Origin of the sequence: Arenibacter sp. 6A1 (genome assembly GCF_012272855.1) — a bacterium.
Classification (GTDB): Bacteria; Bacteroidota; Bacteroidia; order Flavobacteriales; family Flavobacteriaceae; genus Arenibacter.
The window spans coordinates 118,141-134,333 of the sequence record NZ_JAAXCQ010000013.1; the positions used below are offsets into that span (position 1 = coordinate 118,141).

Here is a 16,193-nt window from a genome sequence, read left to right on the forward strand (position 1 = left end):
ATTTTAGTGGCACTTGTTATAGTTTATAAAAATGAGACTTGGTAAGCGGTATTAGAAAAATTGGTGATATGAGAATTTGGAAGAACTAGCTTAGGATATTTAAAATAATAAACCAAACCATATTTATGAAGAATACGATAACCCAGGAAAGACCTAAAAAGACTATTACGGAGAACGAGATCGTTAAGGAGAAAAAAGTTCCTATTGTAGCCAAAAAGGTCGTAGTGCCTTTTATTCTGATTACCTCGTTATTTGCCTTATGGGGCTTTGCTAACGATATTACGAACCCCATGGTTTCTGCTTTCAAGAAAATACTGGAATTGGATAATTTTCAGGCTTCATTAGTGCAGTTGGCCTTTTATGGTGGCTACGGAACCATGGCGCTTCCCGCTGCTATTTTTATAAAAAAATATTCCTATAAAAAAGGAGTGCTGTTAGGGCTTGGGTTATATGCAATAGGATCGTTGTTGTTTTATCCCGCAGCAGTGTATCAAGAGTATTATTTTTTTTTAACGGCATTGTATATACTTACTTTTGGGTTAGCGTTTCTAGAAACTACTGCAAATCCATATATATTGGCGATGGGAGACCCAAGAACGGCAACCCAACGCCTAAATTTGGCTCAAGCTTTTAATCCTATCGGAGCCCTGTCTGGTTTATTTGTAGCTCAGACATTTGTGTTAGGAGCTTTACAATCAGATGATGTGGATTTTTCAACACTGACTTTAGAGGCTAAAGCAGCTATTAAGACAGCCGATTTATTAGTGATTCGGGATCCTTATGTCGCCTTGGGATGCTTCGTCCTTATATTTTTTGCGGTGATAGCCTGTGCTAATATGCCGGAAAATTCCCATAAAAATGATACTGCTGTTTGGGTGTCAATTAAGCGATTGTTTAAAAAGGAGCGCTTTGTTGGTGGGGTGGTTGCTCAAACATTCTACGTGGGAGCTCAAATTATGTGCTGGACTTATATTTATCAATATGCCGAAACTTTAGGAATAAATAATCAAACGGCCGTCTATTATGCCATGTCTTCCTTAGGGGTGTTTTTGATCGGTCGATGGTTGTGTACCTACTTGCTTAAATTTATAAATTCAGGAAAATTATTGTCAATTCTTGCGCTTGCTGCTATAATCTGTACGCTTGGGACAATTTTTATTCATGGTATCTGGGGATTGTATAGTTTGGTTGCTATTTCGTTTTGTATGTCACTTATGTTTCCGACTATTTATGGGATAGCCTTAGAGGGCCTTGGGGAGGATACTAAATATGGCTCAGCATTTCTGGTCATGGCAATTGTAGGAGGAGCTATTATGCCTTCCCTTCAAGGGGTTATCTTAGATGTAGGAGGGCCTGGATACGAAGATATACGTATTTTAGGAGTTCCAGAGGTAAATATCTCTTTTGTTTTGCCCTTGGTTTGTTTTGTGGTAGTCGCAATATTTGGCTACAGGTCTATAAAATATAAACTATAGATAGGGTACTGTTTTAAAACTAAAAAAAAATTGAGAAATGAAAATAAATAAATATTGGTGTGGGCTCCTGATTCTGGGGATGACCCTGTTGGCATGTAAACCCAAAAAACAGGAGGAGGCACAAAATAACAAGAAGGAAATGAGTTTTAAAAAAGGGAGTTTTGGATATGATAGAGAATTTTTAAAGGAACAGTACAAAGGGACTATTGTTTTGGAAAGCCATGATAAAAAATCGAGTATTATTTTATCTCCAGAACTACAAGGACGTGTTATGACAAGTACCTTAAACGGAGCTGAAGGGATGAGTTTTGGATGGTTGAATTATGATTTAATTAGTTCAAAAGAAACCAAAGAACATTTTAATCCAACCGGGGGGGAAGAACGTTTTTGGTTAGGGCCTGAGGGCGGTCAATTTTCAATTTATTTTTCAAAAGATAAAAGTTTTGAATTTGAAAACTGGTATGTACCTACTGCAATAGATACAGAGGAGTTTAAAGTAATTGGAAAAAATGAAAATAGTGTAGCGTTCCAAAAAAAAATGAATTTGGTAAATTATACTGGAACGAAATTCAATATTGATGTACAACGTGAAGTAACCATATTATCAAAAGAACAAATAAAGGAATCATTACAATTGGAGTCTGATGATTTTTTATCTGTGGCATATGAAACTAAAAATATTGTAAAGAATATTGGAGATAAGGCTTGGGAAAAAGATTCCGGTCTATTATCGATTTGGTTGTTGAGTATGATGACTCCTTCTCCTGAAGTAACCGTTGTAGCACCCATAAAAGTAGGTTCAGAAAGTGAGAAAGGAATCAAGGTTAATGATAATTATTTTGGCAAAGTAGCTGATGATAGATTAAAAAGTACTGATCAAAATGTGTTTTTTAAAGCTGATGGTAAAAGTCGTGGAAAGATTGGGTTCTCACCATTAAGAGCAACTGAATTTATAGGCAGTTATGATGCACAAAATAAGGTGTTGACAATTTTACAAATTCAGGAGCCAAAGGCAGAGGATAAGTATGTCAATTCTGCATGGGAATTACAAGATGATCCTTATTCAGGAGATGCCTTGAATTCATATAATGATGGACCTTTAGAAGATGGATCTCAAATGGGACCCTTTTATGAATTGGAAAGCTCTTCACCTGCCTTGGCATTAGTACCAGGAGAAAGTTATAATCATACGCAGCGTATGTATCATTTTAAAAGTTCAAAAGAGGTATTGAATCAAATCTCAAAACAAATATTAAAGGTCTCAATTGACGAAATTGAAGCTGTATTTTAATTACATATATGTCATGAAAAGAAATTTTACAACCCTCCTATGTGCTGTAATATCTTTAGTAGGATATGCTCAAGGTCAACGAACTATTAAAATTGAACCTGAAGATTCACATAAAGATATTGTTGAAAAAGCAGCAGTAGTAGTTCCTACTGCCAATCAGTATGCCTATAAAAAATTGGAATTTACGTGTTTCGTTCATTTTGGGGTCAACACTTTTACCCGAAAAGAATGGGGTAATGGATTTGAAGATCCTAAAGTTTTTGATCTCCAAAATTTAGATACAGACCAATGGTGTCGTACAGCTAAAGAAGCAGGAATGAAGTTGGTAATGTTTACGGCCAAACATCATGATGGTTTTGTTCTTTGGCAATCACGCTATACAAAACATGGTGTTATGTCCTCACCTTTTAAAGATGGCAAAGGTGATGTATTAAAAGAACTGGCAGCTTCTTGTGAAAAATACGGATTAAAGCTGGGTGTGTATCTATCACCTGCCGATTTGTATCAAATAGAAAACGAAAAAGGTCTATATGGAAATTTAAGTGAGTACACAGATAGGGTTATTCCAAGACCTGTAGAAGGAAGACCTTTTGCGAATAAAACGACATTTAAGTTTAATGTTGATGACTATAATGAATACTTTCTTAATCAGCTTTTTGAATTGTTAACAGAATATGGGCCTATCCATGAAGTGTGGTTTGATGGTGCTCATCCAAAACGTAAAGGTGGTCAGAAATACAATTATTTGGCATGGAAAAAATTAATACAAACTTTAGCCCCCAATGCCGTAATCTTTGGAAAAGAAGACGTACGGTGGTGTGGCAATGAGTCTGGAGCAACGCGTGAAACAGAATGGGATGTTGTTCCTTTTGATCAAGATCCTCATCAAATGAATCTTTTTCCAGATTTGCACGGTGATATTGGGAGCAGGGAAAAATTAGCAAATGCTAAATATTTACATTATTTACCAGGAGAGACAGACACTTCTATAAGGGAAGGGTGGTTTTATAGAAATGAAGACGAACAAAAAGTACGTAGTGCAGATGATGTATTCGATATTTATGAGCGTGCCGTTGGTGGTAATTCTACTTTTCTATTAAATATACCTCCCAATAGAGAAGGGAAGTTTTCTGATGAAGATGTAAGTGTGCTTAAAGAAGTTGGTAAAAGAATTAGGGAAACCTATGATAATGATTTGTTGGTAGGAGCCAAAGGTGAAACTGCTATTCTTGATTCAAATGAAAACACCTATGTTTTAGGAGAATACGGTAAGGGAACTTATGTCATTACTTTACCGCAAGCCATCACATTAAATCGATTTTTGCTGCAAGAAGCTATTCAAACTCATGGACAACGTATAGAGAAACATGTATTGGACGCTTGGGTAAACAATAAATGGCAGCAAGTAGTAGAAAGCACTACAATAGGCTATAAAAGAATTTTGAGGTTTCCTGATGTGACTACCCATAAATTAAGAATAAGAATTTTGGAAGCTCGTTCAAAACCTTCCTTATCGAATGTTTCTGCACATTATTATACTCCACGCCCACCACAGTTGGAAATTAGCCGTAATCTAAATGGACAGGTGTCTATTGCCCCTAAAAAAAGCGATTTCGACTGGAAAACGCATGGTATTGATGTAAATGAAAGTATTTCCAAAAACCTGGTTATTAGATATACTACCGATGGAAAAATACCGAATGACAAATCACCAATGTTTTCCGATCCTTTTTTCTTGAAATCGGGAGTAGTAAAAGCGAAGGCATTTGATAAGGAACAAACAGGTAGTTTGGCAGAAAGAGAGTTTGGGTTGGTTAAAAAGGATTGGAACGTAAAAGGAACACATGAAAATGAAAAAAACAAGCCAGAGAATGCTATAGATGCTGATGTAAAAACCTATTGGAATTCTGGAAGTGGAGCGCCAGAATTAACAATCGATTTAAAAGAAACTAAAACGATTCGAGGTTTTATTTATACGCCACCATTAAATTTTAAAGAAGGTCTTATAGAGAAAGGAATTATAAAAGTAAGTAAAAACGGAACTTCATGGAGAACTGTACAAACCTTTGATTTAGGTAACCTCATTAATGATCCTACAGCACGTAAGGTTCGTTTTGTGAAAAAAGTAAAGGCAAGATATGTTCAAATTGTTTCCAACAGGGGGGCTGGAGGAAGTTCTTCGGCAAGCATTGCTGAAATTGATATTTTAGAATAGAAAGTTATTTTACAATTACATTAGAAGAAATAAAAATGAAACGATTGTATATAGTTTTAGTAGGAAGCATTTTTTTTGGAATGCTATCCTGTGGTTCTAAAAAAGAGAAAGAATATACTTCTCACAAAACCATTTTGGAGCGTGCTGAAATCCCTTACTTGAAAGGCGAAAGTCGTCAGATATTCAATCCAAAACCTTCAGAGGATTTTGACGAAAACAAATGGTTTACCAATGACCATTGTTTTGTAGTAGATAAAGAAGGAATGCTTCATTGGTTTGGAATTAATAATCCGTTTCCTCCCAAAGGAAAGGACTTGTATAGATACCATCCCTATCTAGGGCATTTAACTTCAGATAGTGCCACCGAAAATTGGAAGCGAGAACCATTTGCTATTAATGAAATAAAAGGAACTGAGTATATCGGAGCTCCGTTCGTAATTTGGCATGAAGAAACAAAACGTTGGGCTATGGTGGTAGAGCAATGGCGAGAAAAAAGACAGCTAGAGGTGTATTGGTCTGATGATTTGGTGGATTGGGAAACCAATAAACAAGCTATTTTACCTAACAAATTATGGGTAGGTACCAGGGATCCGCATATAATGAAGGGGAATGATGGAAAGTATTGGATACATGTGGTGGCCACTGGAAATAAAGGTGTAAAGCAAACCCAGGTATTGAGAATTAGAACCAAAGATTTTATCACTTTTGAAGACCCTGAGACCATTCTTGGGATCAATGATAATAACTGGGCAACCCTGATAGAATCGCCATTTCTTGTAGAAAGAAACGGATTGTATTACCTTTTCTTTACCTATGCCCACAGACGTTATGCGGAAACCATTGTAGTGGTTTCTGAGGATCCAGACTATTTTGATTATGAGAATAATACCTTGACCACTTTGTTTGGGCATGCAGCGGAGGTTTTAAGCTATAAAGGGAAAGAGTATATTACTTCTTGCGGGCCTGAAGATGCTCATTATTTAAATGGTCATGGTGTTACTATGGCAGAGTTGGGCTGGTTAAAACAACCGGAAAAGGCTAAGGTATCGAGAAAATCATACAAGAATAATTAAAAATATAAAAAAATAGCGCGATATAGCTAAAAGGATTTAACACATGAATAAGTCAAAATTACTAGTCTTTATATTGGTTTTGGGATTACAAATAGCAGGTGCCCAATCAAATAAACAAAACTTACATAGGACAGGGGAGCAACGGTTAGAGTATATAGGCATGCCCATCGGTGGGATTGCAGCCGGACAGGTATATTTAGGAGGAGATGGCCAATTGTGGTATTGGGATATATTTAATATTGCTAAAATAACGCCTGGAAATGAAGGTGGACATCGTTATTATTTAAATCCATTGGTACAGGAAAATACCTTTGAGAATGGATTTGGGATTACAATCAATAACGACGGATTTGAGTATAAAAGACCCTTAAATAAGTTAGGTTTTTCTGATATAACCTTTCAAGGGGAATATCCTGTAGGAAAGGTAACTTATAAGGATCCACAATTACCGATAACAGTGGAACTAAATGCCTATACGCCATTTATTCCTACAGACGCTGATAACTCCGGACTACCTGTGGTTGTAATGGAATATACGGTAACTAATGAGTCGAAAACCGATCTCGATGTTGCCTTAAGCGGTTGGTTACAAAATACAGCGATCTATTGGAGCGCTCAAAAACAAGTGTTAAAGGGGCAACACCAGAATAGGATAGTAAATACGGGGAAATACACAAGATTGATTTGTGAGAATATCGATGTCGAGTCTGATCAATACCCAGATGCCGGTAATATGAGTTTAACACTCTTAGGAGAAGGTGTTGGAGATGCCGATGCGAGTAAGGACAAAGGGACGGTAATATACGAGGCGTTAAAAGAAAGTACCGAAGCTACCTCGACCATTGGAAAAAAACTAGTAGGTAGTGTGTCTTCTAAGGTACTTCTGAAACCTGGGGAGCAAAAGACATTTACCTTCCATTTAAGTTGGTACTTTCCCAATGTTCATTTATGGGATGGGGGACATCATTGGACCAATAAGGAAGATTTAAGGCATTATTACAGTGGTCAATTTGAAGATGCGGCTGCGGTATCTGAATATTTGATGGAACAGCCAGAACTTATAGAAAACACCAAGATTTGGAATAAAACATGGTACAACTCTAGTTTGCCTAAATGGTTCCTAGATAGAACATTTGTCAATGTAAGTACCTTGGCGACCACTGCTTCTGTTCGGTTCGACGATCTTAAGGATCGGAAAGAAAGCGAGGGTAGGTTTTATACCTATGAAGGAGTTTATTTGGGAGAAGGGACCTGTACCCATGTATTTCATTACGAACAAGCTATGGGACGTGTTTTTCCAGATTTAGCCCAAAATTTAAGGGAACAAGTTGATTTGGGTTTGTCTTTTCAGGAAAACGGAATTATTTCCTATAGGGGCGAGTTTAGTGGCTTAGGACGGCATGATGGTCGTGGTTTTGCCATCGATGGGCATGCAGGAACTGTGATGCGAATTTATAGGGAGCACCTTATGTCTTCTGACAGCGAGTTTTTGAAAAGAAACTGGCAAAAGATTAAAAAATCTATTCAGGTGATGATTAACCAGGATATGGAGAAGACCGGAAAAGCCGATGGTATATTGGAGGGTCCACAATACAATACTTTAGATAGAACCTGGTATGGTAAAATAACTTGGATAAGCGGTTTGTATGCAGCCTCTTTAAAGGCAGGTAAAGAAATGGCTTTAGAGATGGGAGACAAAGCCTTTGCTAAGACATGCGATAAAATAGCTAAAAGGAGTTTTAAAAACATCTCTAATGAGTTGTTCAATGGGGAATATTTTATCCAGCAAAATGATCCCAAGCATCCCGAAGCTCCCAATACCAACGTGGGTTGCCATGTAGATCAATTACTGGGGCAATTCTGGAGTTCGCAACTAGACTTGGGACATATTGTAGATCCGGAAAAAACGAAAAAAGCTTTAGCTTCTATTGTTAAATATAATTTTGTCGACCATTACGGGGATTATCTTAAAAATGCGGACATCCCTGTAAAACGATATTATGCAGATAAGGACGAGGCAGGGGTTATAATGGCGACTTTTCCAAATGGCGGTACCGATATTGCTCCCGGAATCATTGAAAATGAGTGGGAGAAACTGGTTATTGGTTATTTTAGTGAAATATGGACCGGACAGGAACACCAGTTAGCGGCTACCCTAATTTCGGAAGGCTTAGTAGAGGAAGGCTTGAAGGTAGAAAAGGCAATCCACAACCGGTATACTAGTCAAAGAAGAAATCCATATAACGAGATAGAATACGGTAACCATTACACTAGGGCCATGAGTGGGTATGCTCCCTTTATTGCAGCTTCAGGTTTTGTATATCATGGACCTAAGGGGATCGTTGGTTTCGCACCGAAAATTAATCCTGAAAACTTTAAATCAGCCTTTATAACTGCAGAAGGATGGGGTGGATTTAGTCAACAAATATCCGAAACTATTCAGGAAGTACAGTTAGTTCTGAATTATGGAAAATTAAACCTGAACCAAATACAGCTAGAACTTCCTAAAGGGAAAAAGGTTTCCAAACTTCAAATTACATTAAATGGCGATCCTCTTGAAGTGGTTGAATCTAAATTAAAAGATGCCAAATTAAACATTAAAACACCCTCCAAAACCATGGGAAAAGGAGACGTTTTAAAAGCAATTATAACCTTAAAGTAGTAAATCAGTATGATAAATAGATCTAGGATTGTTTTGGCTATTCTTGGCGGAGTAAGCATCTTATTAAACCTGTCTTGTGCTAACACTGAAAAGCTTATTGGAAATAAAAAAGAACCCTTGGCCAAACATATTATTTTGGTAGGGGCCGATGGGTTAGGAGCTTATGCCTTTGATAAAGCAGAGATGCCTAATATAAGAAAAATGATGGAGGGAGGAGCATATTCTTTAAGTGCTAGAGCGGTACTACCTTCTTCAAGTGCTGTGAATTGGGCTTCCATGATTATGGGGTCGGGACCAGAACTTCACGGATTTACAGAATGGGGAAGTAAAACACCTGAGCTGCCCTCTGCCGTACTAGGTGAAAGCGGGCTATATCCTACTATTTTCAGTGTTATAGACCAACAAATGCCCGAGGCTAAAATGGGGGTGTCCTATAGTTGGTCGGGAATAGGGTACCTTTTTGAAAAAGACTTGGTCGATTTAAATAGTAATGGAGAAACGGAAGAAGAAACGATGCAGATGGGGATAGATTTTATCATAAAAGAAAAACCGGCCTTTACCTTTATACATTTAGATGAGCCCGATCATACAGGTCATGCTATTGGCCACGATACGCCCCAATATTACAGTGCTGTAGCTCGTGTAGATAAGCTGGTAGGAAATCTTATAGAGGCCTTGGAAAAGGAGCACTTAATGCAGGAGAGCATCATTATTTTTACGGCAGATCATGGTGGAATAAACACGGGCCATGGGGGAAAAACCTTAGCGGAAACACAGATTCCGTGGATCGTCTATGGGAAGGGAATATTGAATAAAGGAGAACTTAAGAATACAATTGTGACATACGATACGGCGGCTACCATTGCATATCTATTATCGTTAAAAGTCCCAGAATCATGGCGAGGAAAACCGGTAACCGAAATTTTAAACCTTAATTAATAAATCGAAACAAAGTAATATTATGAAAAAAGTTCTTTTAAAAATAACGGGAGCCCTAATGATGGCAGGGGGTACGCTGGTGTTTATAGGATGCAAACAGGATTCTAAAAAAGTCGTGGAACCGGAAGAAGCTACCTTGAAGGTGCAGACGCCAAGAATTTCAGGGGAATGGGAACATATATTTAATCCTAATGATACCCGATCAGAAATAGATACGACTTGGTATACCAATGACCATACCTTTGCTAAAGGACAAGACGGAAAATGGCACGCTTATGGGATTATTGGCCATAAACCCATAAATCCTTGGACCGGGGAGAATAAACTATTTCATATTTCAGCAGATAGTATTTCGCAATTAAAATGGGAGGACCATGATTACGCCCTTAAGGTAAAGCCGGGAGTAGAACGTGTACTTTGGGCACCGCATGTTTTTCATGAAAACGGAAAAAATTATATGTTTTATAATATAGGTAATTTACAGGAAAAAGCACCTTATTATGCTAGTTGGGGGCAGTTGTGTATGGCAGAATCCGATGATATGTTCAATTGGGAAAGACATGAGTTTAATCCCTTGTTCAGTGATCCAGGACATGCAAGAGATTCCTTTGTATTTAAAGACAACGGCTTATATTACTTTTATTATACACGTACTTTTAATGAGGTGGATATTAGGTCTTGTGTAGCTGTGCGAACAAGTCCGGATTTAAAACACTGGAGTGGCCCAAAAATTGTGCATACCCAGCCTTATTTAGCCGATTGGGCAGGAGATGCCGAGAGTCCGTTTATAGTTAAAAAAGGTGGATTATACTACCTGTTTGTGTGCCGCGCACTGACCGATTATAATGAAACTCATGTGTATTGGTCCAAAGATCCCTTAGATTTCCCTATAGAAAATTTTGTGACATCTCTGCCATTGCATGCTCCTGAGGTTGTTAAGGTAAGTGAAGACGAATGGTACATTTCTAATACAGGTTGGGATAAAGAAGGACTGTATTTAGCTACCTTAGAATGGGAATAAAATATAGAGTTGTTCTAAGAGGTTAATGTTTGTTTTCCTTTTTACTACCTAATGGTATATAAACTTGAAACCCCGTTATAGGTACGATATAACGGGGTTTTTAGTATTATTTGGGAATATTTTGTCTAAAACGCCTTTAAACATCCGGCAGACCATGGAGCTTAATTTCAGGGTATTTGATAAAGCCAAAGGGTGAACCCTTTTGTTGGTTTTCTTAGTGGTAATTGATCAAGTTTATATTTCAGTCAGACAGTACTTGTTTAAAAATTTAAGATTTATTTAAGAATACTTTAAATTGTATTGAAATTTATATATATTAGCTAAATCGAATTAGTTTTAAAATGGAAAGGTAGATTGTTAAGGCAATCATATATTTTTTAGAAACATGCTAAATCGAATTAGCTATTTGTGCTGGAAAAAATTACAGATGTATTAGAAATGAATAAGAGTATAGAAATTACTAATCGATAAACCACTATGATATGAAGTAGCGTAACTAAAAAAGATCAATCGACAAACTTAACCAGTTTGTGAAAACAAAAGACTATCAACCAATAATCAAATTTTAATTATGATGAAAAAACCTTGCTTAAATGAGAGTTTACTTTTCATATGTAATAAAGCAATTAAAAAATCGGCTTATCTGGCCTTAATTGCATCCATGTGCAGTGTAAACGCACATGCAGAAAACAAACTAATTACCGGGAAACCGATAGTACTTAAGACGTATAGTCTTGATAACAATGTTCAGACCGGAACAGTTAAAGGAAAAATTACCGATCAAAACGGTTTGCCGTTATCAGGGGCTAATGTTGTAGTATCTGGCACCAAGATAGGGGTAGTGGCCGATTTTGACGGGAACTATACTATTAAAGCCAATAGGGGCGATGTTTTGGAGTTTTCTTATTTGGGGATGAAGAAGAAATCTATCACCGTTGGAGAATCAAATACCATCAATATAGTTCTTGAAGAGGACAGCAATGCTTTGGAAGAGGTAGTAGTGGTGGGGTATGGTACAAAATCTAAGGCAACATTGGCGGGAGCCGTTGAAGTAGTCACTGCAGAGGTATTGGAGTCCAAGGCAGCTCCTAATACCTTGTCGGCTATTCAAGGGGTAATCCCGGGAGTTACCATTACCAGATCTAGTGGTCAGCCCGGAAGATCGGGTTTTAATATTAATGTAAGAGGATTGTCTTCGGTAAACGGAGGAAATTCACCCTTAATATTGATAGATGGTAACCCCAGTGAAGATTTAGATATTCTTAACCCTCACGATATCGAAAATATCTCGGTCCTTAAAGATGCCGCCGCCGCCATTTATGGTTCTAGAGCTGCAGGTGGAGTTGTATTGATAACTACAAAATCGGGAAGAAAAGGGAAGCAAATCGTAAAGTTTTCGGCAAATACTGCTTTTTCAGAACCGTTAAACAAAGTGCAATATCCAAACTTATTGCAATATGCTCAAATGAACCAGGAGGCCGATATTGCTAACGGTACAGCTCCTTTTTGGGATGATGCTAGGATTCAAAAAATTGTTGACGGTGCTCCGCCGGAAAGATTTGAGGGGTTTCCGGAGTTCCAATTCTATGAAGGTGTTGATATGTTCGAGGAATTATACGGAACCGGTTTTAGACAGGACTACAACTTAAGTGTTAGTGGTGGTTCCGAGAAAAACAACTACTATTTTTCCTTAGGGTATAATAAGGATGATGGAATGATCGATCAGGCTCCTGATCAGGCCGAAAGATTTAATATCAGAATGAATTATGATTACCACCTTTTAGATAATCTAAACTTAAATGCAAGATTGAGTTATGATAGGTTAAAAACTAAAGAGATCTATAATCTTGGGCGTTCGATAAGTGGATTATCGAATTATCCGCTTTTCTTTCCCGTAAAGACCCCCGAAGGAAATTGGTTTAGCCAATGGGGTTATGCCAACCCAATTGCTTTGGCAAGAGCAGGGGATCCACGTGAGAGATGGACCAATAGAGTTTCTCCGAACTTAAAATTGGATTGGGATATTTTTGAAGACCTTACTTTGACTGGTCAGGCAGGTTTAACGTTTGAATCCTATGACTCTAGGTTGATTAAAAAGCAAATCCCTTATTATTTCTGGGACGATAAATTTGCTTATTACGAGTACCAAACCGATCCTAGCAACGCCAATTACGCTTTTACTAAAACGAATCAAAGGAATTATTCGGTTTATTTACAGTACGACCATATTTTTAATGAAGTTCATAATGTGAGTGCTATGGCAGGTGCCGTACATGAAGAATATGATTATGACTGGTTCAGCGCTTATAGGGATGATTTTATTTCCGATAAATTATTTACACTCAATTTAGGAAGTACGGATAATATGTCGAACTCTGGAGGAGGAAACCACTATGCCTTGCAATCGCTTATTTCCCGTATCGGTTATACTTACAAAAGTAAATATATTTTTGAAGCGAACCTTAGATATGATGGTTCTTCAAAATTTGCCGAAGCACAACGTTGGAAGTTGTTTAAAGGGGCTTCTGTAGCATGGCGACTTTCAGAGGAGGATTTTATTAAACAAGCAGGCTGGTTCGATAATTTAAAACTTCGGGCATCTTATGGTGAATTAGGGAATCAGGCAGGTATTGGTCTGTATGATTATGTACAAAATATTAATATTGGGGGGCAATATCCCTTTGGAGATGTCCAGAAAGCACAATCTGCCACCCTGGCCGGAATGGTATCCAATTCTAGAACCTGGGAAACATTGCTTTCAAGAAATTTAGGGTTAGACATGTCGGTTCTAGATAGTAGGTTAGATCTTTCCTTTGATTATTATTACAAGACCAATAAAAACATGTTGCTTGGGGTAACATTGCCCTCTGTTTTGGGTGCTTCACCTCCAGCAGGGAACAATGGCGAGTTAGATTCTTGGGGCTGGGAGTTGAGCGCCGGTTGGAAAGATAATATCAAAGACTTCAATTATGGTGCAAGATTGGTGTTGAGTAACAACGATAATAAGGTGGTGAATCTTGGTGGTTACGACAATTATGGAGTAGGATTTAATGGTGTTAGAGAAGGCTATAGAACCAACCTGTACTATGGCTATGAATTTGATGGTATTATACAGGACCAGGCAACTTTGGATGCCTATAAAACATTAGGGGGAGTTCCTGGTAATATAGGTATTGGGGACGCAATGTACAAAGATGTTGATGGCAATGGAAGAATAGACGCGTATAGCGATGAACGAGAAAATGGAGACTTGGTAATTCTAGGGACTTCTGATCCACAGTATAGTTTTGGGATCAATTTAAATGCCGATTTCAAAGGCTTTGATTTAAGCGCTTTCTTTCAAGGGGTTGGTAAACGTTCGGTATTTAGGGAAGGAACAGCAAGAGTCCCTTTTCATCAACCATGGTATCACCCAACCGCATTATATTACAATAATACGTGGGCTCCAGACCGGACCGACGCCAAATATCCAAGACTATCCCATAGCAATATCAGATATTGGAATTACGAGCATTCTTCCAATAATGAGGAAAATGCGGCCTATATAAGATTAAAGAATATTCAATTAGGATATAGCTTACCTCAATCCTTGGTCGACCTAATGTCCTTTACTAAAGTTCGAGTATATTTTAGTGGGAACGATTTGTGGGATTACCACACTATGGGTGGCGGATATGATCCAGAGGATAATTCCTATGGGACGAACTATGCCTTTGCAAAAACGGTTTCATTTGGTATTGATATAACGTTTTAAAATTTAAAAAGATGAAGATAAAATATATACTAGTAATTCTAAGCTTGGCGATGGGACTGGCCTCCTGTACTAAAGAATTGGATTTATATCCTAAGGATCAAGTTTCTGATGGTTCTTTTTGGAATAGTCCAAAAGATTTTGAATTGGCTGCCAATGCATTTTATGGGACTTTTCCCAGTCACTTCTCACATAATGATAATAATGCAGAAACAACCTTTGGTTCTGGTCCCGATGCCGTCAGTAACGGTACCTATGTAGCACCTGATAATTCAGGACATTGGGATAATTCTTATGCTAGAATTCGAGGGATTAATTATTTGTTGTTAAAGAGTGAAACTTATGAAAACCCCGAAGAAATTAAAACCTATGTAGGGGAAGCATATTTCTTTAGAGCGTGGCAGTATGCTGGCTTATTGACCGAGTTTGGTGGTGTTCCAGTTATTACCAAGGTACTAGAGGTAGATAGTGAAGAGCTAAACGCGCCTCGTAATTCGCGAGAAGAGGTAGCCGACTTAATAATACAAGATCTGCAAAAAGCTATAGAAATGTTGCCGAATGCCAGTGATATAGCTAGTAGGGATTTAGGGCGTATTTCTAAAGGAGCTGCACAGGCCTTTTTAAGTAGAATAGCCTTGTTTGAAGGTACTTGGGCAAAATATCATAATGGCGCACAGGCAAATGAGCGATTAACAATTGCTGTAGAAGCTGCGAAAGCCGTCATGGATAGTGGTGAGTATGGACTTTTTGACGACTTTGGAACTGAAGATAGTTATAGAAAACTGTTTGTTGAAGCTGGAGAAGATAGTAAAGAGGTAATTCTTTCTAGAAGGTATGTGAAAGATATTAACGGAACCCATAATCACACGCGTTGGTTAGAACAAAACATCATGAATCCGACCAGAAGCCTAGTCGACGATTATTTATGTACAGATGGTTTGCCAATTAGTGATTCTCCATTGTTTCAGGGCTACGATACCATGACTTCGGAATTTGAGGACAGAGACCCAAGAATGGCGCAGACTGTTTTTAAAGTAGGAACAGAATACGCTTTTTATGACGGTACAAAGATTTTTGAAAAACCTTCTTTGGTAAGCCCTGTGACCCGTACCGGGTACAGTGTGTACAAATACTTGGCAGAATCTGTTGAGTCTTGGAGCGGAAATAGTGTGTACGATAATATTTTGATTCGTTATGGAGAAGTATTATTGAACTATGCTGAAGCTAAATATGAACTCGAAGGTTCGATCTCCGATGCTGACTTAGATTTGTCTATCAATTTATTGAGAGATAGAGTAGGAATGTTGCATCTTACAAACGCTTTTGTTTCGTTAAACGGTTTGGATATGAAAAACGAAATCCGTAGAGAACGAAAAATAGAACTGGCTTGTGAAGGCTTCCGTTTTAACGATTTAATGCGTTGGAAAACGGCCGAAGTAGAAATGCCAAAAGCTATAAAAGGAATTAAATTTGTAGGGACCGAATACGAAACAGTATTTCCTGATCTATCCCCAGGAGTCCATTTTCAAGTAGATGGCGAAGGTTTTATTGTGGCCGAACCAGCAGCAAATCGATCCTTTGATGCAACGAAACATTATTTAAGACCTCTGCCTAAAAAACAGATTAATCTTAATCCTAGTCTAGAACAAAATCCAAATTGGTAATAGGATGTTTATAGAATTTTTACATGTTGAGTTAGTTTCATGTTGAGTAAAAATTATGTTTAGTTGGCATAATTTTTAAGGGGGCCTGCGGGCTCCCTTTTT

The 16,193-nt window shown here is 37.8% G+C and carries 9 protein-coding genes; all 9 read left to right on the top strand.

Annotation, left to right across the window (positions count from 1 at the left end):
- Window positions 1-125: 125 nt before the first annotated feature.
- The 9 genes from fucP to HCG49_RS13100 all read left to right on the top strand — a co-directional run bounded on the left by fucP (window position 126) and on the right by HCG49_RS13100 (window position 16,091).
- On the top strand, window positions 126-1,475 hold the full coding sequence (gene fucP, locus HCG49_RS13060; RefSeq protein ID WP_168469976.1) for an L-fucose:H+ symporter permease: 1,350 nt from the start codon (window positions 126-128) through the stop codon (window positions 1,473-1,475).
- Between the two features lie 37 nt (window positions 1,476-1,512).
- Complete coding sequence (locus HCG49_RS13065) at window positions 1,513-2,766, top strand: DUF6786 family protein (RefSeq protein ID WP_168469977.1); 1,254 nt, start codon at window positions 1,513-1,515, stop codon at window positions 2,764-2,766.
- Window positions 2,767-2,779: 13 nt separating this feature from the next.
- Entirely contained in the window at window positions 2,780-4,981 is a 2,202-nt protein-coding gene (locus tag HCG49_RS13070; protein ID WP_168469978.1) for an alpha-L-fucosidase, read from the top strand.
- 35 nt (window positions 4,982-5,016) lie between these two features.
- Complete coding sequence (locus tag HCG49_RS13075; protein WP_168469979.1) at window positions 5,017-6,054, top strand: hypothetical protein; 1,038 nt, start codon at window positions 5,017-5,019, stop codon at window positions 6,052-6,054.
- 43 nt (window positions 6,055-6,097) lie between these two features.
- Complete coding sequence (locus tag HCG49_RS13080; RefSeq protein WP_168469980.1) at window positions 6,098-8,716, top strand: GH116 family glycosyl-hydrolase; 2,619 nt, start codon at window positions 6,098-6,100, stop codon at window positions 8,714-8,716.
- Window positions 8,717-8,725: 9 nt separating this feature from the next.
- The gene (locus tag HCG49_RS13085; RefSeq protein WP_168469981.1) at window positions 8,726-9,655 is read left to right on the top strand and encodes an alkaline phosphatase; all 930 of its coding nucleotides are present in this window, start codon (window positions 8,726-8,728) and stop codon (window positions 9,653-9,655) included.
- A gap of 22 nt (window positions 9,656-9,677) precedes the next feature.
- Window positions 9,678-10,676 (top strand): family 43 glycosylhydrolase, encoded by a 999-nt coding sequence (locus HCG49_RS13090; protein ID WP_168469982.1) that lies wholly within the window; start codon window positions 9,678-9,680, stop codon window positions 10,674-10,676.
- Window positions 10,677-11,337: 661 nt separating this feature from the next.
- Window positions 11,338-14,430, top strand: a complete 3,093-nt coding sequence (locus HCG49_RS13095) for a SusC/RagA family TonB-linked outer membrane protein (protein ID WP_168469983.1) — start codon at window positions 11,338-11,340, stop codon at window positions 14,428-14,430.
- A gap of 11 nt (window positions 14,431-14,441) precedes the next feature.
- On the top strand, window positions 14,442-16,091 hold the full coding sequence (locus HCG49_RS13100) for a RagB/SusD family nutrient uptake outer membrane protein (RefSeq protein WP_168469984.1): 1,650 nt from the start codon (window positions 14,442-14,444) through the stop codon (window positions 16,089-16,091).
- Window positions 16,092-16,193: the final 102 nt, after the last annotated feature.

What these genes read in the sequence shown, in the direction of transcription:
- fucP (WP_168469976.1), top strand. Translation starts at nt 126, where the DNA reads ATGAAGAATACGATAACCCAGGAAAGACCTAAAAAGACTATTACGGAG.
- HCG49_RS13065 (WP_168469977.1), top strand. Translation starts at nt 1,513, where the DNA reads ATGAAAATAAATAAATATTGGTGTGGGCTCCTGATTCTGGGGATGACC.
- HCG49_RS13070 (WP_168469978.1), top strand. Translation starts at nt 2,780, where the DNA reads ATGAAAAGAAATTTTACAACCCTCCTATGTGCTGTAATATCTTTAGTA.
- HCG49_RS13075 (WP_168469979.1), top strand. Translation starts at nt 5,017, where the DNA reads ATGAAACGATTGTATATAGTTTTAGTAGGAAGCATTTTTTTTGGAATG.
- HCG49_RS13080 (WP_168469980.1), top strand. Translation starts at nt 6,098, where the DNA reads ATGAATAAGTCAAAATTACTAGTCTTTATATTGGTTTTGGGATTACAA.
- HCG49_RS13085 (WP_168469981.1), top strand. Translation starts at nt 8,726, where the DNA reads ATGATAAATAGATCTAGGATTGTTTTGGCTATTCTTGGCGGAGTAAGC.
- HCG49_RS13090 (WP_168469982.1), top strand. Translation starts at nt 9,678, where the DNA reads ATGAAAAAAGTTCTTTTAAAAATAACGGGAGCCCTAATGATGGCAGGG.
- HCG49_RS13095 (WP_168469983.1), top strand. Translation starts at nt 11,338, where the DNA reads ATGTGCAGTGTAAACGCACATGCAGAAAACAAACTAATTACCGGGAAA.
- HCG49_RS13100 (WP_168469984.1), top strand. Translation starts at nt 14,442, where the DNA reads ATGAAGATAAAATATATACTAGTAATTCTAAGCTTGGCGATGGGACTG.